This window comes from Dyadobacter sp. UC 10 (assembly GCF_008369915.1).
Taxonomy (GTDB): Bacteria; Bacteroidota; Bacteroidia; order Cytophagales; family Spirosomataceae; genus Dyadobacter.
This window is the reverse complement of sequence record NZ_VSRN01000001.1, coordinates 6,691,628-6,714,014: the sequence shown is the minus strand read 5'-3', so window position 1 is coordinate 6,714,014 and position 22,387 is coordinate 6,691,628. Positions and strand designations below refer to the sequence as shown.

General features: G+C 47.5%; 18 protein-coding genes. 12 read left to right on the top strand and 6 right to left on the bottom strand.

Annotation, left to right across the window (positions count from 1 at the left end):
- The first annotated feature begins 128 nt into the window (after positions 1-128).
- Positions 129-3,965, top strand: coding sequence for a PVC-type heme-binding CxxCH protein (locus FXO21_RS27670; protein ID WP_409014848.1), 3,837 nt, complete (start codon positions 129-131; stop codon positions 3,963-3,965).
- Positions 3,966-3,977: 12 nt separating this feature from the next.
- Here the strand turns inward: FXO21_RS27670 and FXO21_RS27665 are convergent, their stop codons facing one another.
- Positions 3,978-4,895, bottom strand: a complete 918-nt coding sequence (locus FXO21_RS27665) for a formylglycine-generating enzyme family protein (protein ID WP_149643126.1) — start codon at positions 4,893-4,895, stop codon at positions 3,978-3,980.
- A 43-nt stretch (positions 4,896-4,938) separates the two neighbouring features.
- On the opposite strand from FXO21_RS27665, the gene FXO21_RS27660 reads away from it, so the two are divergent.
- Positions 4,939-6,507: an FG-GAP repeat domain-containing protein gene (locus FXO21_RS27660; protein WP_149643125.1), complete on the top strand. Its 1,569-nt coding sequence runs from the start codon at positions 4,939-4,941 to the stop codon at positions 6,505-6,507.
- A 130-nt stretch (positions 6,508-6,637) separates the two neighbouring features.
- On the opposite strand, the gene FXO21_RS27655 is transcribed toward FXO21_RS27660, so the two are convergent.
- Together FXO21_RS27655 and FXO21_RS27650 are read right to left on the bottom strand one after the other, a co-directional pair.
- A complete protein-coding gene (locus FXO21_RS27655; RefSeq protein WP_149643124.1) occupies positions 6,638-7,216 on the bottom strand; it encodes a YdeI/OmpD-associated family protein in 579 nt (192 codons plus the stop codon).
- Positions 7,206-7,619: a VOC family protein gene (locus tag FXO21_RS27650; RefSeq protein ID WP_149643123.1), complete on the bottom strand. Its 414-nt coding sequence runs from the start codon at positions 7,617-7,619 to the stop codon at positions 7,206-7,208. Before FXO21_RS27650 ends, FXO21_RS27655 begins: the two co-directional genes overlap by 11 nt.
- 243 nt (positions 7,620-7,862) lie before the next feature.
- Here FXO21_RS27650 and FXO21_RS27645 point away from each other — a divergent pair, with 243 nt between their 5' ends.
- The 6 genes from FXO21_RS27645 (at position 7,863) to FXO21_RS27620 (ending at position 15,104) form a co-directional block, all read left to right on the top strand.
- Entirely contained in the window at positions 7,863-8,990 is a 1,128-nt protein-coding gene (locus FXO21_RS27645) for a redoxin domain-containing protein (protein ID WP_149643122.1), read from the top strand.
- Positions 8,991-9,017: 27 nt separating this feature from the next.
- Positions 9,018-10,025 (top strand): sugar phosphate isomerase/epimerase family protein, encoded by a 1,008-nt coding sequence (locus FXO21_RS27640; RefSeq protein WP_149643121.1) that lies wholly within the window; start codon positions 9,018-9,020, stop codon positions 10,023-10,025.
- 36 nt (positions 10,026-10,061) lie between these two features.
- The gene (locus FXO21_RS29035; protein ID WP_225865890.1) at positions 10,062-11,081 is read left to right on the top strand and encodes a transposase; all 1,020 of its coding nucleotides are present in this window, start codon (positions 10,062-10,064) and stop codon (positions 11,079-11,081) included.
- Between the two features lie 483 nt (positions 11,082-11,564).
- Positions 11,565-11,930: a BlaI/MecI/CopY family transcriptional regulator gene (locus tag FXO21_RS27630; RefSeq protein WP_149643120.1), complete on the top strand. Its 366-nt coding sequence runs from the start codon at positions 11,565-11,567 to the stop codon at positions 11,928-11,930.
- Between the two features lie 16 nt (positions 11,931-11,946).
- The gene (locus FXO21_RS27625) at positions 11,947-13,875 is read left to right on the top strand and encodes a M56 family metallopeptidase (protein ID WP_149643119.1); all 1,929 of its coding nucleotides are present in this window, start codon (positions 11,947-11,949) and stop codon (positions 13,873-13,875) included.
- A gap of 95 nt (positions 13,876-13,970) precedes the next feature.
- Positions 13,971-15,104, top strand: a complete 1,134-nt coding sequence (locus FXO21_RS27620; RefSeq protein WP_149643118.1) for a glycoside hydrolase family 5 protein — start codon at positions 13,971-13,973, stop codon at positions 15,102-15,104.
- A 1-nt stretch (position 15,105) separates the two neighbouring features.
- Here FXO21_RS27620 and FXO21_RS27615 read toward each other — a convergent pair whose 3' ends face one another.
- Positions 15,106-15,603, bottom strand: coding sequence for a VOC family protein (locus FXO21_RS27615; protein WP_149643117.1), 498 nt, complete (start codon positions 15,601-15,603; stop codon positions 15,106-15,108).
- Positions 15,604-15,712: 109 nt separating this feature from the next.
- Between FXO21_RS27615 and FXO21_RS27610 the strand changes: the two genes are divergently transcribed.
- On the top strand, positions 15,713-16,627 hold the full coding sequence (locus FXO21_RS27610) for a sugar phosphate isomerase/epimerase family protein (RefSeq protein WP_149643116.1): 915 nt from the start codon (positions 15,713-15,715) through the stop codon (positions 16,625-16,627).
- A gap of 10 nt (positions 16,628-16,637) precedes the next feature.
- Positions 16,638-16,928 (top strand): GNAT family N-acetyltransferase, encoded by a 291-nt coding sequence (locus FXO21_RS27605; RefSeq protein ID WP_149643115.1) that lies wholly within the window; start codon positions 16,638-16,640, stop codon positions 16,926-16,928.
- A gap of 17 nt (positions 16,929-16,945) precedes the next feature.
- Here the strand turns inward: FXO21_RS27605 and FXO21_RS27600 are convergent, their stop codons facing one another.
- The gene (locus FXO21_RS27600; RefSeq protein WP_149643114.1) at positions 16,946-19,351 is read right to left on the bottom strand and encodes a PAS domain-containing sensor histidine kinase; all 2,406 of its coding nucleotides are present in this window, start codon (positions 19,349-19,351) and stop codon (positions 16,946-16,948) included.
- A 297-nt stretch (positions 19,352-19,648) separates the two neighbouring features.
- Here FXO21_RS27600 and FXO21_RS27595 point away from each other — a divergent pair, with 297 nt between their 5' ends.
- The gene (locus FXO21_RS27595) at positions 19,649-20,239 is read left to right on the top strand and encodes a 3-keto-disaccharide hydrolase (protein ID WP_225865930.1); all 591 of its coding nucleotides are present in this window, start codon (positions 19,649-19,651) and stop codon (positions 20,237-20,239) included.
- 7 nt (positions 20,240-20,246) lie between these two features.
- Here the strand turns inward: FXO21_RS27595 and FXO21_RS27590 are convergent, their stop codons facing one another.
- Complete coding sequence (locus FXO21_RS27590; RefSeq protein ID WP_149643113.1) at positions 20,247-20,729, bottom strand: DinB family protein; 483 nt, start codon at positions 20,727-20,729, stop codon at positions 20,247-20,249.
- Between the two features lie 86 nt (positions 20,730-20,815).
- Here FXO21_RS27590 and FXO21_RS27585 point away from each other — a divergent pair, with 86 nt between their 5' ends.
- On the top strand, positions 20,816-22,195 hold the full coding sequence (locus FXO21_RS27585; protein WP_149643112.1) for a Gfo/Idh/MocA family protein: 1,380 nt from the start codon (positions 20,816-20,818) through the stop codon (positions 22,193-22,195).
- The last annotated feature ends 192 nt before the right edge of the window (positions 22,196-22,387 follow it).

Below are 22,387 nucleotides of genomic sequence, written 5' to 3'. Positions count from 1 at the left end.
CTTTAATGCTCGTGGCTGATTGTGATTTTGCGAGTAATTTCTGTGCAGAATCTACTTATCCTGCTAACAATCGGGAAGAAAAATCCATCCTGATATTATCCTAAAATCCGCAATTTTTTATGAATTTGATGAGGTCAGTGCCATTATTTCTGGTTTTTTTATTGATCAATTTTGGCTATGATTTCCGCAAGCCAGCCGAGCAGTCCGCAAGGATACTTCCCCAGGATATCCAGCTGAAAGCGGTGGCCAGCAGCGATGGCGAAGTGATCAGCATCTCGAAAAGTACCGGCGGACAGCCAATATTGGTACAAAATGCGAAAAAAGATTTCAGGCCCTATCTGCACCCGATCATGGCTCCCGACGGAAAGGGCGTGCTCACTGAATACAGCCCCGGACACCACAAACATCAGACCGGCATTTACTGGGGATATACCCGCGTAAACGGCCGCGATTATTTTCATCATCCCGAGGGAAGTTACTGGCGCAAAGTTTCGTCGCAAGTGGTTCAGGGTAAGGGTGTTGAGGTTAAATGGCAAACGGTTTACGACCTGCTCGATTCCACCGGTACCGCCGTGCTGACTGAGACGCAAAACTGGTCAATGCGGATTAAGGATGGCAAATATCTCCTCGATCTTGAATGGAATGGGGAGGCGCAAACGGATGTGACGATCGGTAAGTATGATTACGGCGGCCTGTTCGTAAGAATGCCCTGGAAAGAGGGAATTAAAGGCGAGGTAGTGAATGCGGCGCGGCAAAAGAACGAGAAAGCAGAAGGACAGGCAGCGCACTGGGTGGATATTGGTATGCAGGTGGAGGGCCGCGACGATCTGGCGCATATTGCAATTCTTGATCATAAACAAAACAAAGGCTATCCGCAGATTTGGCGGGTCGACGGGCAGCTGGGAGCCGGTCCGGCGCGTGCCCGGAAAGGCGACTGGCATATTAAAAAAGGCGAAACTGAAATCATCAAACACGAACTCGTCATCTACACAGGAGAATTGAATGATGTGGAGCTGAACAAAACGTTTGGTGAATTTGTGGGCGATAATGGTCTTTACAGCGCCACCGCCTTGTGGGCACTGGCGCAGAAAGAGGGCAGGGAAGCCAAGTTTCTCAGTGCGCAGGAAGCAGTAGCTGCGATGACGATCAAGGATGGTTTTCAGGTAAATGCCTGGGCCTCCGAACCGATGATGACACAGCCGATGGCATTTTGCTGGGACGATAGAGGACGGATGTGGATTGCAGAGAATAAAGACTATGAATCGCGCGGGAAAGGATTTTCGAATGCAGGCAACAGCCGGATCCTGATCCTGGAAGATACCGACCACGACGGCGTGGCGGATAGTAAAAAAGTGTTTATGGAGGGAATCGCATTTCCTTCTGCGCTGGCCGTGGGTTTTGACGGAGTGTTTATAGGTGCGCCGCCAAATTTGCTTTTTGTCCCTGATAAAAACGGTGACGATAAAGCCGATATGGAGGATATTGAAGTGCGCCTGACCGGCTGGGGAATCCGCGACCGGCATGAAACGCTGAACAGCTTTCACTGGGGCCCTGATGGCTGGCTGTACGGTTTGCAGGGTTTTGCGACACCTTCGAAAGTGGGTAAGCCGATCGGAAAAGGGCAGCTTTTTAAACACAAAGACCCGTTTCCGGAAGATATACAGGTTGAAAATGGGGTTGATATCAATGGGGGTGTGTGGCGCTATCATCCTACTAAAAAAATCTTCGAAGTAGTCGCGCACGGTTTCAGTAATCCGTGGGGAGTTGATTTTGACGCGAAGGGTCAGATGCTCATTACTGCCTGTGTGATACCTCATTTATGGCATGTGATTCCCGGAGGTATTTACCATCGCCAGGGCGGGCAGCACTTTAATCCCTACGTTTATAATGATATTAAAACTATTGCCGATCACAGTCACCGCTCGGCGCACGGTGGCGCGCGGGTGTATTTGTCGGACGCATTTCCTGAGAATGAAAGAGGTAAGATTTTCATGGCCAATATCCATGAGCATGGGATTTTGTCGGATGTACTGGTGCCAAAAGGCTCTGGTTTTTCGGGTAAGCACGGCGACGATTTTATGATGGCCAACAATGCGCAGTGGGTAGGGTTTAGTATGGAAATCGGCCCGGAAGGCGCGATGTATGTGCTGGATTGGCACGATGCAGATATTTGCGGTTCTGATGTACTTAACTCGGAAACCGGGCGCATTTTTAGAATAACCCCCAAAAAATCACTGGCGGAAGATTGGAAAGGCAGGTATTCCGACCTTAACAAAATGAAGGATACCGAGCTCGCGGATCTCCAGACCAGCAAAAGCGAGTGGCATGCGCGCCGGGCACAAATTATCCTGCAAAACAGAGCAGGCAAGGGAAAGATCGACCCGGCTGCATTGAAAAAATTGACAGAATTGTATCAATCTACCGGCAATGCCGATCACAGGCTCAGGGCGATGTGGACTCTGAATGTGACTGGTAACCTGGATGAAAATGCATTGACAAAAGCGCTTGACGACCAGGATCCGTACATCCGCGGCTGGGCTGTACAGTTTTTGACGGAAGATCGCAAACCCTCGGCAAATGCAGTTGCTAAGTTTACTAAAATGGCGGTTAAGGAAAAGTCGGCGGTGGTGAGGTTGTACCTGGCGGCAGCATTGCAGCGGATGGACGATGCTGCAAAATGGAATGTTGCAGCCGGACTGCTTTCGCACGCGGAAGATTCGGAGGACCATAATCTGCCGAAGATGATCTGGTTTGGTATCGAACCTCTTGTGAAAGCGAATCCTGCCAAAGCGCTTACCATGTCGGAAAAATCAAAAATCCCGATGGTGACCCAATTTATTGCACGCCGGACTGTTGACGCAGACCAGATTCAAATGCTCGTTGCTGCAATCGGCAAAGCGCCTGCGAACCGGACGAACCTGCTTGAAGGAATGCGCGACGGCCTTGACGGGAGGACGGATATCAAAACACCGGCCAACTGGAATGCGGTATATGCGAAGTTGAAACAGGCAGATAACGCAACAGCCAAGCTGGCCACTGAGTTATCGCGTCAGTTTGGCGATACGGAAGCGTCAAAAGCGGATCTGGCCATCTTGAAAAGTAAAACCGCACCGCTCGACCAGCGAACCAGGGCACTTCAATCTCTTACCAGCCGCCAGCGGCCGGAGTTGTTGAAAGAGTTGCCGGCATTGCTGGACGATAACAAATTGCGATTGCAAGTGATCAGAAGTATAGCCGCATTCGACAACGAACCTCTGGCTAAATCGCTGATTGAGCGTTATTCTAAACTGAACAATACCGAGAAATCCGAAGCGATCCAAACGCTGGCCTCGCGTCCGAAATCGGGCTGGCTGCTGACGCAGGCTATTTCTAAAAATACGATCCCGAAAAAGGACGTCCCAACCTTCGTGGCGCGTCAGTTACGGCGGGTTGTGGGCAGTGGTTTTGTGGAAGTATGGGGGCCGATAGATCACGTTGCTTTTGATGAAAAAGCGTATAAGAAGTATCGCGGCCTGCTTACTGATCAATCCGTCGCCTCGGCGAACAAGGCGAACGGAAGAATGGTTTTCCAGAATACCTGCGCGCCTTGTCATAAATTGTATGGCGAAGGTGGTATTATCGGTCCTGAGCTGACCGGTTCCAATCGGGCGAATCTCGATTATTTATTAGGGAATATCCTCGATCCGAGCGGTGAAATACAGGATGATTACAAAATGGTAGTAGTCACCACCCGCGACGGCCGAACCTACGTTGGTAATATTGCCAAAGAAACTGAAAGACAGGTGACGCTCCGAATTGTGGGCCAGGACGCGGTCAATATCAATAAATCGGATATCCAAACGCGGGAAGTGACGCCCGCCTCCATGATGCCGACGGGGTTATTGGAGAATTTGAGTGACAAAGAAGTGACTGATCTTATCGCCTATCTGAAAACGAATGCGCAGGTGGCATTGCCAGGGAAGTGATTTTGAATTAAGTCATTTTTCAAAAACACAGCGAAATCCTTTTTCATTGTTTTTGATATCAGGATAGTTGCCAAGTCGCCGCGCGATCCGGGTAATCGTTGGGATGGTATCAAATGCCCCTCCCCGCAAAACACGCCGGTCGCCGGTTGCGGGGCCTTTTGGATTTTTGGAGGGAGAATGCCGGTAGTAATCAAGCGCATACCAGTCGCTGCACCATTCCAGTACATTCCCGGCCATGTCGAAAAGACCTGATCCATTGGCTGGAAATTGGCGGACTGGCGACGCGGTTACAAAGCCGTCGGTATAGCCGCGAAAAATGTGAAAGTTTGGATTGGCGTAGTAGCCCGATTTCAGAAATATTTCATCGGCGAGATTAGCCACTGGTTTGACGGGCATTGAATCGCCCCAGGTAAATATATGTCTGGCATTATCGCCGATTCCATTGTGGCTGCCTCTTGCTGCGCGTTCCCATTCTGCCTCAGTGGGAAGCCTGCCGCCGGCCCAATCGCAATAGGCTGTGGCATCGTGCCAGCTTACATTCACAACCGGATGCTCCTCTGCCCAGCCGTAGATGGGTGATTCAGGCATTTGACGGTTGGTTAGCCTGGAAAACTTCCGGTACTGGGCGACGGTGACCAGGGTTTGATACATCCAGAAACCGTCTAATGATACCCGGTGCGCTGGCTGTTCGCTTTTTGTAAATTGTAATTCCTGACGGTCCCATTGAAATTTTTTCCAGATAGCTTCAAGCTCGGAGAAATCGCTGCCCATGATGAATTCGCCGGAAGGGATAAAAACCATTTTGGCGCTGTCTGCTGGATTGATTTTTATTTCTTCTCTGGCCACGAATGCACGAATGGGCACGAATGTGGGATTGATTTCTGTTAGTGCCAATAGTAGCCCGAAACAATAGTAGGAGAGTTGATACATGGGGCGGCTTTCATAAATTGTGGTTCAATGTATTAAAATTAGAATGAAACAAACTCTCCTTTTTTGTATTCTCCTTTGTACAATTCTTTCCTGTAAATCCAGGAAACAAGATGACGATGCAGATTTGAAAGAGCCTGCTGTTTCGAATCTTTCGGGAAGGGAGCTTTCGATAGCGCATTGCAGCCGTTGTCACCTATTGGTCAGTCCACAAATACTTCCGAAAGCCAGCTGGCAAAAGGTACTTCCTGCAATGGGCCAACGAATGGGTATCTACGCCGGCGTCACCAGGCCGGACAGTTTATTCAATCCTAAAACCGGTGGCTCAGTGGTGAAAAGCGCCCATATCTTTCCCGAAAAGCCTATTATTTCGAAGGCAGATTGGCAAAAAATAGAGCAGTACTATCTGGATAATGCGCCGGACAGTATCCCCGCACCGGTTCGCAGCCGTAAGATCCAATTGGGACTACGACATTTTAAATACAGAAAGCCGCCAACTGCCCACCGACCTGCATTGACAACGATGGTGAAGATATTGCCTGATAAACAAGGGATTGTGTTCAGCGACGGGAAGGGTAAGCAGAAAAAAATGACTTTCCTTAATCCGCGTCTCGAAGCGCAATATACCATAGCGTTGCCCTCTGCTCCGGTGCATTTTTACCAGACATCCAAAGAGCTCTATGTGACGACGATCGGTAATACGGTTTTTCCTACCGATGCAGCGGAAGGTTCGGTGCAAAGATGGGTGAAAGGTGCGGCAGGTTATGCATTGTCCAATACTCCTGTTTCCAACTTGCGCCGACCCGTAAATATGGCCTACGGTGACCTGAACAATGACGGTTTCGAAGACATTGTCGCTTGTGAATTTGGTAATGAAACTGGTCAGTTGGCCTGGTATGCAAACAACGGGAGAGGCGGGTACGATAAGAGGGTGCTGAATGAGCGCCCCGGCGCGATCACGGCCATTATCAAAGATGCGAATGGAGACAAACTGCCTGATATCTATGTACTGATGGCGCAGGCGGATGAGGGGATTTTGTTATATGAAAATCAGGGACAAGGTCAGTTCAAGGAAAAGCGCCTGTTAACTTTTTCGCCGCTCAACGGCTCACAATACATGGAACTGGCCGATTTTAACAAAGACGGTTTCGACGATATCATATACGTATGCGGCGACAACGCAGACAAAACGCCGATCCTGAAAGATTACCACGGGGTATATATATATCTAAACGACGGTAAATCTAACTTCAAACAGGCGTATTTCTACCAGTTGAATGGTGCATACAAGGCTATGGCGCGGGATTATGACCTGGATGGCGATCTGGATATTGCCGCGATATCTTTCTTCCCGGACTACAAGCGCTACCCACACGAAAGCTTCGTTTACCTGGAAAACAAGGGCAGACTGAAATTTAGGGATTATTCATTTCCTGAATCGCCCGAAGGCAGATGGTCGGTCATGGATGCCGGTGATATGGATGGAGACGGGGACACGGATATTGTTCTGGGCTCTTTCGTCTACTTCATCCCCAAAGGCGACAAAACCGGACTAGGCCAAAAATGGCTCTCCGACGGGCCTTCGGTGATTGTATTGGAGAATACGGTTAAATAACCAAAAGTGTAGTGCCGGTGACTCCTTTATCTATCTCCAAATACTTCAGCATTCACCGTCTGGACTGTAATGATACTCGCTATATACTTGTTGTAAGACAATGAGTTAACTGTTTTTATTTAAACTTATTTCAGGCATAAGCCTTCAAATTCTCCGCTGCTTTCTCCACCGTTTCCTTAATACGCTTTTCCCGTGTTTCAGGTCTTTTGGCAGCGTAAATCCATTGGAGGATGAATTTACGGGCGGAGGGCGCGAAGGCCATGAAGTTTTCGAACGCCTTTTTGTTTGTCGCGAAAGCCTGCTTCAGATCGTCGGCCAGTACTTCGTTTTCGACGTCAGTAAGCTTGTCCCAGGAGCCGTTTTGTTTGGCGAGATCGATCATGGCCTGGCCTTGCGGGCGCATTAAGCCCAGCTCCGTCATGCGGGCAACTCGTTCTTTATTGCTTTTCGCCCAGTTGCTGACAGGTTTTCTTTTTGTAAATGTCTGGTACACACTGTTTTCATCACGTTTCATGGTCTTGCTGTCAATCCAGCCGTAACATAGCGCGTGTTCCACCGATTCGGCGTATCCAATGCTGGGAACTTTGCTATTTTTATTATAAATCACCAGGTACACGATGCTCGCAGTGTCCGCATTTTTGTCGAGCCACTCCCGCCATTCACTGGCAGAAGCGGCTTGAATTACTTCTTTTCCGTCCTTAGTTTCCATTCTTTCCGAGGATTTCGAGGTAGTGCGGGTTGGTCATAATGCCGAGAATATTGCCGAAAGGATCGACAACTGCGGCGGTTATAAAACCAGCGCCGCGTTCGATAATGGGCTGGTACTCTGTGGCTCCTAATGAAAGCAATCTTTGAAATGTTCCCGGAAGATCGTCTACATGCCAGGAAGTAATCACTCCTGCCGGTTTATCAGCCGCGCCGGGAGGGGCGTATTTGGCATCAATGATACCCATTTCGTTTTCATAGTCACCAATGCGAAATTCGGAATAGCCCGGCTTGTTGAAATAGGGCGCTATGCCGAAAACTTTTGTGTACCAGTCGATTGCAGCTTTGTGATCGGCGGCATAAATTGTCATCGTCGCAAATCCCCGAAATCCGTTTGATCCTGCCATTTTGATATCTTTTTAGTTGATCAGTTATTTATATTCAAAGTAAGTCAGGCTGTATGACAGCAGTATGTCAGCACTTTCCTGGAAATTCAGAATAATCCCACATCAAGTGGTTGGACAAGTTTAATATTTCTACAAAATTCATTCTCGCCACTTTTAAAATCACAATATGGTACAAAAACAGTATTTTGTTGGAGTGTTATTTCTTTTGGCTTAAATTAATGTTGAAATTAAACTGCCAGACTTATGTGCTCACGTTACAGAATTTCAGTCTTGTTGTTTATTCTATTGGTAGCCGCCGGCAAAGTAATGAGCGCGGATCAACCGGAAACGCTGAAAATCGGTGCGGCAGCACCGGATTTCAATTTGCTCGGAACAGACGGAAAACGTTATTCATTGAAAAGTTTTGCCGCCGCCGAAGTTCTGGCAATCGTTTTTACCTGCAACCACTGTCCGACTGCACAAGCTTACGAAGGACGTATTAAAGCATTAGCCGCTGATTTTAAGACGAAAAAGGTAGCCGTAATTGCTATTTCTTCCAATGATCCCAAAGCGATCCGGCTTGATGAACTGGGTTATACAGACCTGAGTGATACTTACGATGAAATGAAGATCCGGGCAAAAGATATGGGTTATAACTTCCCCTATTTATATGATGGAGATGATCAGAAAACGGCTTTGGCGTACGGCCCGGTAGCGACGCCTCATATTTTTATATTTGACAAAAGCCGAAAATTGCAGTACAACGGTAGAATCGACGATGTAGAAAAACCAACCGGCACGCCTAAAAATATGGACGCCAGAAATGCAATTGAGGCACTGGTTGCAGGCAAGCCTGTTCCGGTAGCAAATACCAAAACGTTCGGCTGTTCAATGAAATGGGCGGCAAAGGAATCCGGGGCGCAAAGCGAGCAGGCTGGCTGGGCCAAAGAACCGGTAAAGCTGGAAACGATCGACGAAGCCGGTTTGAAGGAATTGATTCAAAATAAGACGGATAAGCTTCGGCTGATCAACGTTTGGGCAACGTGGTGCGGGCCTTGTGTAACTGAATTCCCTGATTTTATGACGATGCATCACATGTACAGGGGCCGCGATTTCGAGTTTGTCTCTATCAGCGCCGATAGTCCGGATAAAAAGGCAAAAGCATTGAAATTTTTGCAGGGAAAATATGCTTCCAATCCCAATTACATTTTTAATGTGGATGATAAATATAAGCTAATCGAGGCAGTAGACCCGAAATGGCAGGGCGCTTTACCTTATACTTTACTCGTTGAGCCGGGTGGAAAGATTGTGTATTCGCAACAAGGGCCCATTGATCCGGCGAAAATGAAGAAAATGATTGTCGAGAATAAATATGTAGGCAGATATTACTAACCAAACTATTCCAAATTTATACAACTCATGGAAGATCAAGACTTGTCCAGACGTCGGTTTTTAGGCACCTCGGCACTTGCAGCCGCAGGTTTTGCGCTGCTCCGTACGCCTGTTATCGGCGCACCGGCTTATATCAAGAACTTAGGCAAACCGAATTCACTTTTCAACGGCGTGCAGGTCGGCGCGATTACCTATTCGTGGCGCAGTATGCCGCAGGATGCGGAAAGTATATTGAAATATTGCGTTGAATGTAATATCAGCGCGATCGAAATGATGGGCAATACGCCTGAGCAGTTTGCAGGAGCGCCGGAAGCGCCGCCACGCCCGAATATGACGCCCGGCCCGGACGGTAAGCGCCCGGAAATGACGGAAGACCAGAGGGCCGCCATGAAGGAGCATGGTACCAAAATGGCCGAATGGCGCGCCAAAGTTTCGATGGATAAGTTCACGCAGCTGCGAAAAATGTATAATGATGCAGGTGTAACCATCTATGCTTACAAGCCAAATGCTTTGGGCGTAAATAATACGGATGCGGAAGTCGATTACGCACTGCGCGCAGCAAAAGCATTGGGGGCAAATCAGGCGACGGTCGAATTGCCGAATGATTCGGCTCAAACCAAGCGTTTGGGAGATATCGCTGCCAAAAACAAAACATTCATTGCCTATCACGGGCACACTCAGCAAACGCCAACCTGGTGGGATACCGCACTGGGTCAGTCGAAATACAATGCAATGAACCTCGATATGGGGCATTACGTGGCGGCAGGTTTCGAGCCGATTGACCTCATCAATGCCAAACACGAGCACATTAAGAGCATGCACATCAAGGATCGCAAATCCAAAGCGAATGGCGGAGCAAATGTGGTATGGGGTTCCGGCGACACGCCGATTATTCCTGTGCTTGAACTAATGCGTAGCAAGAAATACAAATTTCCGGCAACCATCGAGCTGGAATACGAAATACCGGCGGGCTCGGATGCTGTGAAGGAAACAGCGAAGTGTGTTGAGTATGCACGGAAAGCGTTGATGGCTTAGGCTAACATGTAATAAGGAAAATGCCGCTGCCGCGAGGTGGCGGCATTTTTTATGTTGGTGGCGGCCGTTGTGGCGGCTGTTGTTGGTGACAACGCCGACAATGATGCGTCCGCCTCGCCATCGTTGGTGTTTCCGCCATCGTTGGTGTTGTCACCAACGAACATGCGATCCGCCAACATGTCTCGCCATCGTTGGTGTTGTCACCAACGAGCATACAATCCGCCAACATGTTACCAAAGCTTTCTGTCGACGTCTAAGGGAAAAGCCGATGGAAACAGATTATATTCAATTTTCCCCCATCGTTCCGCCATCGTTGCTGTTGTCACCAACGAGCATGCAATCCGCCAACATGTTACCAAAGCTTTCCTTCGACGTCTAAAAGGGAAAAAGCTGATGGAAACACATTACATTCAATTCTTTACTGCGACGATACTTCGCTGGAAAGACATTTCCGCCATCGTTGGTGTTGTCACCAACGAGCATGCAATCCGCCAACATGTTACCAAAGCTTTCCTTCGACGTCTAAAAGGGAAAAAGCTGATGGAAACACATTACATTCAATTCTTTACTGCGACGATACTTCGCTGGAAAGACATTCTGGCGTCAGATAAATACAAGGATATCATCATCGAAAGTATGAGATTTCTGGTGAATAACGGACGAGTCAAAATTCATGGTTTCGTAATTATGCCAAACCATATCCATTTGATATGGCGGATCAATAAGAATCTTCTTTTGCAGAATGTGCAACGGGATTTCTTGAAATACACGGCTCAGCAAATCAAATTCGATTTAGTTGATAGCAAGAGTCCATTATTATCAGGTTTTGAAGTGCGGTCAAAGGATCGTCAGTATCAGTTTTGGCAAAGAAATCCATTGAGTATCGATCTGTATTCGCCTGAGATACTGGAACAAAAGTTGAATTACATCCATCGTAATCCAATACAAAAAGGATGGACGCTGGCAGCTGACGAGTCGCGATATTTTTATAGCTCCTACCAGTTCTATCACCAGGGGCCGAATCCTTTTGAATTCTTGTCGCACTACATGGATTGACTTTAGTGCGCTTTTGCGCTGTGCATGATTGTTGGTGACAACACCAACAATGGCGGACAGAGGATGGACGCTGGCAGCTGATGAGTCGCGATATTTTTATAGCTCCTACCAGTTCTATCACCAGGGGCCGAATCCTTTTGAATTCTTGTCGCACTACATGGATTGACTTTACTGCGCTTTTGCGTTTTGCATGATTGTTGGTGACAACACCAACAATGGCGGACAGGCCGAATCCTATTAATTCGTTACGCACTACTAGGATTAATTTGTATGTGCGGTATGTGCCGAAGTTGGTGTTGTCACCGACTTCAATATAGCTTGACGCACTATATGGATCAACTCTGCTGCGCTTTCGCGTTGTGCATGATTGTTGGTGACAACACCAACAATGGCGTCGACAATGGCGTAAAAAAACAAACATAAAAATTTGTTCGTACGAAAAATTTCCTACCTTTGAGGTGTTGGTAATTTAAAAACGTGAAAATGGAACCTACTAAGTCAGAATTGGAAATATTGCAGGTGCTTTGGGAGCATGGTCCGTCGACCGTCCGGTTCGTCAATGATAAGCTGAATGAGGAAAAACGGGCGGTTCAGTATTCGTCTACTTTGAAGCTAATGCAAATTATGGCCGAGAAGGGAATATTGCTCCGCGACGAAAGCAGTATGAAACACGTATATAGCCCGGCGGAGGCTGAGGATCGGACGAAAACGGCATTACTTGAGAAGTTTGTCGATTCCATGTACAAAGGTTCTGCCACCAGCCTGGTCATGCAATTATTTGGGAATAAAAAAACCTCGTCGGAAGAGCTGGACGAAATCAAGCGTTTTTTGAACAATCTGGAAAAATAACATAAATCTGTTAGCCATGGATTTGAGCTTTTGGAATCAGTCTTTCGTTGAAAAATTAGTCCAGTCGGTTTGTCTGATGCTGATGCATTCAATCTGGCAGGGATTGATTATTGCAGTTTTGGCCGGCGTTGTGTTATGGTTTACGAAAAAATCAAAGCCGGCGCTGAGGTATAATTTGCTTGCAGGCCTGCTACTTGCATTTATATTGATGGCAGGGGGCACTTTCTGGCTGCAAATAACAGAAGATAGTCGCGCGTCACTTTCGAATGCCTACGAATTCGTATCACACAAAAAAACTACTATATATCTTAACAACAGTCCCGGTGAGTCGTTTGGAGCCAGCTTAAAAGAGTTTTGGATTAAACCGGCTATTCGCTTTTGCACCGGGCATTCATCCCTGATTGTTACGATATGGCTATTTGTTTTTACCCTCAAATCAGTTAGTGCTGCCAGTGGTCTATTTTACCTGAAAAAGATCAGGACACAGCGCGTTACCGAGCCTGACGAACAATGGGAAGCGCATTTACGAAGACTTTGCGGAAAGATGCGTATAGCCCAACCCGTTCAGTTACTCGAGTCGGCTTTGGTCAAAGTGCCTATGGTGGCAGGTTATTTGAAACCGGTCATCCTGCTTCCGATCGGAATGTTGTGCAACCTCAGTACTGAACAGATCGAAGCCATTCTGCTGCACGAATTAGCGCATATCAAACGCCGTGATTACCTGATCAACCTTGTGCAAATTGTTTGTGAAAATATATTCTTTTTCAATCCTGCACTGCTCTGGCTTTCGGGGCTGATCCGGGAGGAACGCGAGCATTGCTGCGACGATCTGGCTATCTCGGTCATGCAGGACAGTCATTCTTTGGTACATGCACTGGTCACTTTCCAGGAATATAGCCTGAAAGGACCGACCGCAGGATTGGCTTTTTCAAGAAAGCGGAACCACCTGCTTGACAGGATCAAACGCATTATCTATCAAAACAATAAACAATTAAACGCCATGGAAAAATTATTTGTAACACTAAGTCTGGTTGCTGTAACCGCTTTTTCGGCTGCAATGACAAAATCCGACCCACAAAGACAGCCGGCAACAGACCGGCAGATCAATGCATCGGTAGCAATTCAAAACCCTGCCAATCAACATGCTGACTATCACCCTGACACTTTACCAAAAAAGAAAACGGGGGCTATATCAGATAACACCATTTACTCAGCTAATGTATACTCGGCGAGTGAAGGTGTGAGTACCTATCACGTTACATCGGGCGGTAAAGAATATCAGATCGTTAAAAAGGCTGGAAAAATTATTTCACTGGACATTGACGGCAAGGAAATACCGGCTGATCAATATGACTTATACGAAAAAGAGGTCGACCAGATAGAGCAGGAGATCAAAGTGGCTCATGAGCGAGCTGAAGTTGAGCGTAGAAACGCAGACGAAATGCGCGCGAAGGCCGATACCGAACGCGCCAATGCTGAAAACCTGAGGGATGCAGCGGAACAAAGCAGATTGCATGCGGATGACAGCCGGAAAGCTGCCGAGAAAATACGCGAACAGGCCGAGCACCTTCGCCACCAGGCCATCAAATTACGTGAAGAGGCGGAGAAAATGCATATTGCCGCTGGCCATAACAGGGAGGAAGCAGAAAAGGCCCGTGAAAAGGCAGAAGTGGCGAGACAAAATGCCGAAAAAGACCGTAAAGAGTTTGAGAAAAAGCAAAATGCCCTTATCAAGGATCTTTCCGACGCCGGACTGGTGAAGGATAAGGGTAGTCTTTCTTACAAATTAAGTCAGGAAGAACTCATCGTGAATGGAGTGAAACAGCCCGATGATTTTCACAAGAAAATGAAGGCAAAATATATCCAGGACCAGGCGGTCGAGATGGTTTATAATTTCAAAGGCCGCACCGGTTACACGGTATCGGGTATGATTTATTCCAGGTAAGGTTTTGCCGGAGACCGCATCGGGCGGGATCATGCTAAGTAAATGTTTCCTGCGCCTGTATTTTAAAGGAAGTAACAACGATAATCAGATTCACGATGCATCGAAGGACTTTCATTAAAAATACAGGCGCATTGGTTGCTGTCGGGACTGTTCCGGGATTTACCTTCCAATCACAGAATGCAAAGAACAAGCTGCCCAAATGGAAAGGCTTTAACCTGCTTGATTTCTTTTCCCCGGACCCCGCATCCAGCCGCAAGCCAACGACCGAAGAATATTTTAAATGGATGAGCGACTGGGGATTTGATTTTGTGAGAATACCCATGGCTTATCCCGCTTATCTTAAATTCGACAGAAGTAAAAATATCACTCCGGAAGAGGTTTACCAGATTGACCAGCAGGCAGTTGATAAAATAGATAAGCTGGTAAGTACCGCACATAAATATAAAATGCATGTGAGCCTGAACCTGCACCGCGCGCCAGGCTATTGCATCAATGCGGGATTTCATGAACCCTATAATCTTTGGACGGACCAAAAAGCGCTGGACGCATTCTGCTTTCATTGGAACATGTGGGCCAAACGTTATAAAAATGTATCGTCCGAACTGATCAGCTTCGATCTCCTTAATGAGCCAAGTATGCGGGAAGATATGAACGATCAGCATTCAAAAAGATCTTCGGTACCCGGAGCTATGTACAGAAAACTTGCCCTCGCAGCCCAGGAGGCGATCAGGAAAGAAAACCCGAATCACCTGATCATTGCAGACGGAAACGATGTAGGCAGCTCAGTAATACCCGAGCTGGCCGATCTTGACATCGGTCAAAGTTGCCGGGGTTATCATCCAGGCATTATTTCACATTATAAGGCACCGTGGGCAATGAAGGAAACGGACAACCTGCCGGAGGTAAAGTGGCCTGGGCAGGTTGGTGACCAATACCTCAGCAGGGCAATGCTGGAAAAGTACTACAAACCCTGGATAGACCTGGTGGCCAAAGGAATAGGGGTGCACTGCGGTGAATGCGGATGCTGGAATAAAACACCACATCCGGTATTTCTCGCCTGGTTTTCGGACGTACTCGATATTCTTTCTTCCGCCGGGATCGGGTTTTCGCTCTGGGAGTTTTCGGGGGATTTTGGTGTGCTCAATTCACGCCGTGACGATGTGGCTTACGAGGATTTCCAGGGTCAGAAACTCGATAGAAAATTGCTGAATCTGCTGATGAAATACTAGATTACTCGCCCAACTCACCGAGCAATCCGCGCATATTCAATGATCTGGTAAACATTTCTATCGAACCATCGGGCAGGTAGGACCATAGTTCTTTTGGTCTGTCCCAATACAATTCTACACCGTTATTGTCGGGATCATTGAGATATAGCGCTTCGGAAACGCCATGGTCGCTGGCGCCGGAAAGAGGATATTTGGCTTTCAAAAGGCGGTCCAGAATGGTTGCGAGGTCTTTGCGGGTTGGGTAAAGAATAGCAGTGTGAAAAAGCCCGACACCATGCTGGCCCGCCGGTGGTGCGTCTTTGCTGTACCAGGTATTCAAACCGATATGGTGATGGTAACCGCCGGCCGAGATGAAAACCGCCTGATCTCCATACCGGGTTGTGATTTCAAATCCCAACAGGCCGCAATAAAAATCAAGTGAGCGTTCCAGATCGGCGACTTTAAGGTGCACATGTCCAATGTGCGTGAGGGCTGGCAATTTGTAGTCTGAGGTTTCCATGAGCAAGGTTTCAACGTGGTTTTGTAAACCAATTTACATTTAGTTGCGGTAAAAAATTCCACTGCGCCCCTTTAACGAGTAGACTAATTTATCTCATCATTCCTATTATATGAACCGTAGAGAAGCAATGTCCTCGATGCTGGCTGTCAGTGGTACAGGACTTTTACCCGCCGGGACTTCGAAAGTGAAAAAAGAACCATTTATATATTCGCTCAATATGAGCACATTGCGCGGTCACAAACTTGGCTTTCGCAAGGAATTGGAAGTTGCCGCAAAAGCCGGCTACGGGTCTGTTGAGATATGGATCAATACCTTGCAGGATTACCTCAAAAATGGAGGAAACCTGAAAGAAGCCAAAACAATCATCGATGATCTCGGCTTGAAAGTAGAGGATGCGATCGGTTTTGCGCCCTGGATCGTTGACGACACTGCTACCAGAAGTAAGGCTTTGGAACAGCTGAAACTGGAAATGGAACAGCTCGCTGCCATCGGTTGTCCACGCGTGGCGGCTCCTCCGATGGGTGCGACGACCGGCGATTCGCTTGATCTGAAAAAGGTCGCAGAACGTTACCGGGCAATTTTGGAATTGGGCGAAACGACAAAAGTGGCTCCACACCTGGAACTGTGGGGCTTTTCCAAAAATTTAAGCAGGGTGGGCGAACTTTTATATGTGGCAGTAGAAGCGGATCACCCTTCCGCGCGCGTTTTGATGGATGTTTACCATCTGCATAAGGGAGGCTCGGGAATGGATAGTGTAAAAGATGTAGGCAAGCCGCTGGTAGAGATATTTCACATTAACGATTACCCGAAAACACCGCCACGTGAAACGATTACTGACGCCGACCGGGTTTACGCTGGCGACGGGGTGGCGCCGCTTAAAGAACTTTTAAAGAATCTCAAAAATCCTGAGAAACCTGTCATCCTTTCTTTCGAAGTATTCAATCAGGGATACTATGCACAGGATGCATTGCTGGTTGCCAAAACCGGGCTGGAAAAGATGAAAAAAGTTGCGCAAGGAGTTTAAAACATTGTTTATGAGTGAAATACAATTGAAGCTGGACAACCAGAAGCGGGGCGCTTTTTATATTGAGCAGGAGGGGAAGCAGATCGGAGAAATGGTGATCGGGCTCAGCGAAACCACACTTACCGTGTATCATACAGAGGTAGACCCGGAAATGGAGGGAAAGGGCTTTGCCAAAGAAATGTTCGATGCGATGGTTGCATACGCCCGCAAGGAGCAATTACAAGTGCTGCCGCTCTGTCAGTACGTGCATGCGCAATTCCGCCGGCATCCGCAGGATTACGAGGATATCTGGAAAAAATAGAGCTGTACACCGCAGCTCTATTTTACGTCGACAACCGGAAGAAATACGATAAAAGCTGATCCTTCACCAACCGCGCTCCTGGCAGTAATGTGCCCGTGGTGGTTCTGCACTACTTTTTTACACAGCGCCAATCCGATTCCTGAGCCGGAAAATTCGCTGCGTCCGTGCAGGCGCTGGAACATCTGGAATATCCGGTCGAGGTATATTTCATCAAAACCGATCCCGTTGTCTGAAACTTCAATGCGCGCATACTTGTGCCCATCCAGGGGTTTGGTTATATAGACAAGCTCGTCAGCCGTTGCTGCTCTCGACGACAGCCTGATTTCGGAAGGTTCGTCAGTTTTTCTGTATTTGATCGCATTACTGAGCAGATTCTGCATTAACTGGGTCAGCTGGGAGCGGTTTCCAAAAATTACTGGTAAATCATCTGTAACGATCCGGGTACGCTGTTCCTGGATCGCAATTTCCAGGTCGGTCAGCACATTACTGACAATTTCCTTCATGTCCACCGGCTGGAATTCCGTGTCGCGGGTCGTCAATCTTGAATAAGCCAGCAGATCATCAATCATCATCGACATTCTTTTGGATGCATCCTGGATTCTGTTGAGCATAAACACGCCGTTTTCATCCAGTTCCTTCGAATAAAGGGACTGCAACCGAGAGCCGAACGACTGAATTTTCCGGAGTGGTTCCTGCATATCGTGGCTAGCCGCATATGCAAATTGTTGCAGGTTATTGTTGGAATTGATTAGCTCTGCATTCGTCTGGTTCAGTTCGGCAGTCCGCTGCTGCACCCGCCTTTCCAGCTCGTTGGCGAGCTGCCTGTATCTTTCTTCACTTTTTTCGAGCGCCTGGCGGGACTTAACCTGCTCAGTTACGTCAACGGCCATATCCAGGATGGCATATATTTCCCCCCTTGCATTCCTAAGCGGTTTGTATGTATAATCATAATAAAAAGTCTGTAATCTTCCGTTAACGACGATATCTCCCCTGGCGCTTTGCTCGGAATGGGCTTCGCCAGTTTCATAAATTCGGTTGAGAACTTTAATGAACGGTTGATCGGTCAGTTCTGGCAGGGCTTCCAGGAGCGGCTTACCGATCACCGAGTCGCCTTTTCCCCATAGCTTTAACATGGCTGCATTGGGGATATCAATTACAAAATCCCTTCCTATAAATAAGGCGGTTGCCACCGGCGCTTGCTGGATAAGGGTGCGCAAATGCTCTTCGCTGGTTCTAATGCGCTGCTCGGAGTCAATACGGTCGGAAATATCCATTACAATTCCGGACAGGGAAGTAGCTTTGCCGCTACTGTCGAAAAGATATTGTCCAATCACCCTTATCCAGTGCACAGAACCATTATCCCAGATAAATCTGGCCTCGTAGCGCAACTCGCCGGTTTCGTCCGCAGTGGAGTAAGCGTTTTCCCGGATCTGCCGGTCCTCGGGGTGAACGTGTTCGATAAATACGTGACGGGTAACGTGCCGGTCCTCATGACCCGTAAGTATCCGAGCCATGGAGGGGGAGTATATCACTTCATCTGTTTCGATATTGACCAGAAAGGACCCGGCTCCTGAGCCTTCGATCGTCATTGCAGCTTGTTGGTCAGCCCATTCTACTTTTTCACGGTTCAGGACCTCATCTGTAATATCCCTGGTAATTCCCGCAAATCGGTAAGGCGTTCCGTTTTCGGTAAAGTATGCCTGGCCGGAACAATGCAGCCAGCGCAAGGATTTGTCTTTCGCGCCGATTGTCCGGTACCTGATATCATAAAGTGCTCTTATTTTTGGGTCGAGCGAAGCGGCTATTGCTTCCTTCGCTTTTTGCAGGTCGCCGGGGTGAATATATCTGGAAACGATTTCGTAGGTAAGTATTTCTTCTTCCGGATTTCCATATAAATCGCGGCAACGCTGGTTTGCCGCGATTGTCCCGGTTGCAGGATCATAATTCCAGGTACCCAGCTGCGCGGCTTGCATAGCGAATTTGAGGTTCTCCTCACTTTCCGCCCGCTCTTTTTCCAGCCTGAGCTGTTGTGTAAGATCCAGCATTGAACCGACCATTCGGACGGGTTTCCCGCCGGCGATGATAATATACCCCCGATCGTGCACCTGGGCGTACTCGCCGTTTGCACGACGGAACCGGTAAAAATCTGTCCAGTGCGGCTCATGAAGTTCAATCGCCTCATGTATTTTTGACAGCACCCGCTCATGGTCGTCGGGATGGATGCGGTCGTACCAGGAATCGATCCCCTCCTGGAGGCCCTCGATTGCATGCCCGAAATTTTCCCGCATACCTTCGTTCCACCAAACGGTATTGTTAATCAGATCCCAGTCCCAGATGACGTCGTGGGTAGCTTTGGCAACAAGCTGGAACCTTTCAATGGCGACCAACAGATCGTCTTTACGGTCGTTAAAAGAATCAATCATACGGATTAAGGGAGCTTTAAAATGCCGGATGGTCATTTAAAGCGCAAATACTATTAAAAAAAAGCGTTAGAAGAAGCCCAATAAATGTGATTTCATATTTGAAAAACGGACATTCACAGACTCGTTAAAGTATTAAAAAAACTGCGCCGGAGCTGTATTCGCTGCAACTTATAGTAAAATTGCTGGAAGCGGGCGCTTTTAAAACTTATTACATCCAAGATATCATCGGAACGCTAAAATACAAATCTTATGCCGAAAATGACACGCTACCCGCTCGCCGCCATCCTGCTTATACTGATGAGCTGCACGGTGTCGCCAGAAAAAAAGCCGGTTTCACTTTTTGATGGAAAAACTTTTAATGGTTGGGAAGGCGATACGGTAACGACCTGGGGAATTGAGGACGGTGCGATCGCTGGCGGCTCGCTGAGCGAAACAGTGCCTCACAATGAATTTTTATGTACAAAAAAGAGCTATTCCAATTTTATCCTCAAAGTGAAATTCAAGCTGACCGGCAGTGAGGGTTTTATCAATACCGGCGTGCAGTTCCATAGTGTGCGGGCCAAAGATCCGGCTTATGAAATGATCGGTTACCAGGCCGACCTGGGTGATAAATTTTGGGCGAGCCTTTACGACGAGTCGAGAAGGAACAAAACCCTGATCGCTCCTGATTCGGCATTAGTTGAAAAGATTTTGAAAAGAAATGAATGGAACGATTACGAAGTACGCAGTGAGAATGGGCGCATTCGAATTTCGCTTAACGGTACGCAAACCATCGACTACACTGAGCCCGACAAGTCGATCCCGCAGAAAGGAATTATCGGTTTGCAAATCCACGGAGGTGGCAAAGCCAAAGTATATTACAAGGATATCTGGATCGAAGAAATATAGTCAGTAACTATTTCCAGGCATTCAATAGTCGTCTTATCACCACAATTTCGGCCGTATGATAGGAATTATGGTCGGCAATCAGCATTGCCTCGCGGAGCAAACTCTGGCCTTCGCCCCAGGAGAAAGGTGTAAAAAGGTCATTTTCTTCGTTTCGAAGCAATGCGATGAATTGTTGCTGATCTTCGCGGATCTCTGCCAGCGAATTTTCCCAGGTTTCTTCGTCAATCTGTTCCAGCGCCGGTGTCCAATAATCCTTGGGCCATTCTTTTTCCTGATAAGCTTCCGACTCTGAAAATTCCAGAATATCCTTTTGGGTGATCCGCAGGTGCTCGACCAGCTGCCAGATGCTGTAAGGCAGATTTTTGGGAACCGCTCCCCTGAGCTGTGCTGGTAAACCTCCAATTGCGTCCCAAAATGACACATGTGCATTCCCTTTCTCGATGAGCATGGTCAGTTCTTCCGCCAATTTTCCTCTTTCGTGTTTTTCCATCCTATTACTTGTTAATCAAGCCGTTTGAAAAGCGTTTTTTATTTATTTTAGCAAAATCATCCTGTCAACTTTTCCTTATTCTTACAATGAATCCAACCCGCCGGAAGTTCCTTCGAAATGTGACTGCCGCCTCCGTATTGGTAGCAGGCGAAAGCGTCGCCAAGCCATTCAGCATCATCAAAGACCTCAAAAAAATCAGTCCGAACGACAAGATACGATTTGCGACGATCGGGATGGGCATTCAAGGGCACAGTGACACCAATGCGGCGCTTAAAAGTGGATCAGGAGCGGAATTCGTGGCGGCGGCAGATCTGTACGACGGCCGTCTGACCAGGGTAAAGGAGCTGTATGGAAAGGATGTTTTTACAACCCGGGACTACCGGGAAATCCTTGAAAGAAAGGACATCGATGCAGTGCTCGTAGTTACTTCCGACCATTGGCACGACCATATTACCAAGGCGTCGCTTGCCGCCGGGAAGCATGTGTATTGTGAAAAGCCGATGGTACACCATATCAATGAAGGATTATCGGTGATAGATGCGTGGAAAAAGTCGGGGAAAACGATGCAGGTCGGCAGCCAACGGATCAGCTCTTCGGCATTTAAGGAAGCCAAAAGACTTTTTCAGGCAGGGGAAATAGGGGAAATAAATTACGTCGAATCAAATAGTGACCGGTTCAATGCAATTGGAGCATGGAACTACTCGATACCTACCGATGCATCCGTAAATACCGTAGACTGGGATGCTTATTTGGGCGATGCTCCGAAAGTGCCTTTTGACGCCAAACGTTTTTTCAGGTGGAGAAACTACCGGGATTACGGAACTGGTGTGGCGGGCGATCTTTTTGTGCATTTGATCACCGGCGTGCATTTTGTGACAGGCTCAAATGGGCCTGAGCGGATTTTTTCGTCGGGCGGATTGAGTTATTGGAAAGATGGAAGGGACGTACCCGATGTGATGGTTTCTATTCTCGACTACCCAAAAACTGATATTCATGCCAACTTCCAGATGGTACTGCGGGTCAATTTTGCAAATGCAGGCGCGATAGCGAATAATACGCGGATTATCGGGACGGAAGGACAAATTGAATTTACCCAGGATAACCTGATCCTGACCAAGAAGAAACTGCCGAAAGCGCCCGGGTTCGGTGGGTATGACAGCTTCAATACGTTCTCGGATAGTGAGCAAAAGGAATTTAAAAAACAATATGACGCACAATACCCAGCCGACACGAGAAAGGCAGATCCGGTTAAAGAAGTACGCTTTGAAGCGCCGAAAGATGAGGATGAGCATGCAGATCATTTCAGGGATTTTTTCGAAAATTTAAAAAAGGGAAGTGTCCAAACGATAGAAGACCCGGTTTTTGCATTTCGTGCCGCGGCACCGGTTCTGGCTTGTAACGAAAGCTATTTCAGTCAGAAAGTGATTAAATGGGATCCGGTTGCGATGAAATTGAAGAAGAAGTAATTCTGACTCAATTAGAGGCAAATTCATCAAAATATTTACGTACAGTGCTAAGGATATTTGGCAAACGTATATTCCTTATGGTTTTCGAACTTACCATTACTTGGAGAGCCGATAGCTATGTTTTGAGGTTAATTGAAGGTATTACCTGTAATTATTTTGTAGTCAGCTCCGATTAATAAAGCAAAGCGGTCG

What these genes read in the sequence shown, in the direction of transcription:
- FXO21_RS27620 (WP_149643118.1), top strand. Translation starts at nt 13,971, where the DNA reads ATGCATCGAAGGACTTTCATTAAAAATACAGGCGCATTGGTTGCTGTC.
- FXO21_RS27660 (WP_149643125.1), top strand. Translation starts at nt 4,939, where the DNA reads ATGAAACAAACTCTCCTTTTTTGTATTCTCCTTTGTACAATTCTTTCC.
- FXO21_RS27650 (WP_149643123.1), bottom strand. Translation starts at nt 7,619, where the DNA reads ATGGCAGGATCAAACGGATTTCGGGGATTTGCGACGATGACAATTTAT.
- FXO21_RS27595 (WP_225865930.1), top strand. Translation starts at nt 19,649, where the DNA reads ATGAGCTGCACGGTGTCGCCAGAAAAAAAGCCGGTTTCACTTTTTGAT.
- FXO21_RS27615 (WP_149643117.1), bottom strand. Translation starts at nt 15,603, where the DNA reads ATGGAAACCTCAGACTACAAATTGCCAGCCCTCACGCACATTGGACAT.
- FXO21_RS27640 (WP_149643121.1), top strand. Translation starts at nt 9,018, where the DNA reads ATGGAAGATCAAGACTTGTCCAGACGTCGGTTTTTAGGCACCTCGGCA.
- FXO21_RS27645 (WP_149643122.1), top strand. Translation starts at nt 7,863, where the DNA reads ATGTGCTCACGTTACAGAATTTCAGTCTTGTTGTTTATTCTATTGGTA.
- FXO21_RS27590 (WP_149643113.1), bottom strand. Translation starts at nt 20,729, where the DNA reads ATGGAAAAACACGAAAGAGGAAAATTGGCGGAAGAACTGACCATGCTC.
- FXO21_RS27670 (WP_409014848.1), top strand. Translation starts at nt 129, where the DNA reads ATGAGGTCAGTGCCATTATTTCTGGTTTTTTTATTGATCAATTTTGGC.
- FXO21_RS27625 (WP_149643119.1), top strand. Translation starts at nt 11,947, where the DNA reads ATGGATTTGAGCTTTTGGAATCAGTCTTTCGTTGAAAAATTAGTCCAG.
- FXO21_RS27600 (WP_149643114.1), bottom strand. Translation starts at nt 19,351, where the DNA reads ATGATTGATTCTTTTAACGACCGTAAAGACGATCTGTTGGTCGCCATT.
- FXO21_RS27630 (WP_149643120.1), top strand. Translation starts at nt 11,565, where the DNA reads ATGGAACCTACTAAGTCAGAATTGGAAATATTGCAGGTGCTTTGGGAG.
- FXO21_RS27605 (WP_149643115.1), top strand. Translation starts at nt 16,638, where the DNA reads ATGAGTGAAATACAATTGAAGCTGGACAACCAGAAGCGGGGCGCTTTT.
- FXO21_RS27610 (WP_149643116.1), top strand. Translation starts at nt 15,713, where the DNA reads ATGAACCGTAGAGAAGCAATGTCCTCGATGCTGGCTGTCAGTGGTACA.
- FXO21_RS27665 (WP_149643126.1), bottom strand. Translation starts at nt 4,895, where the DNA reads ATGTATCAACTCTCCTACTATTGTTTCGGGCTACTATTGGCACTAACA.
- FXO21_RS27655 (WP_149643124.1), bottom strand. Translation starts at nt 7,216, where the DNA reads ATGGAAACTAAGGACGGAAAAGAAGTAATTCAAGCCGCTTCTGCCAGT.
- FXO21_RS27585 (WP_149643112.1), top strand. Translation starts at nt 20,816, where the DNA reads ATGAATCCAACCCGCCGGAAGTTCCTTCGAAATGTGACTGCCGCCTCC.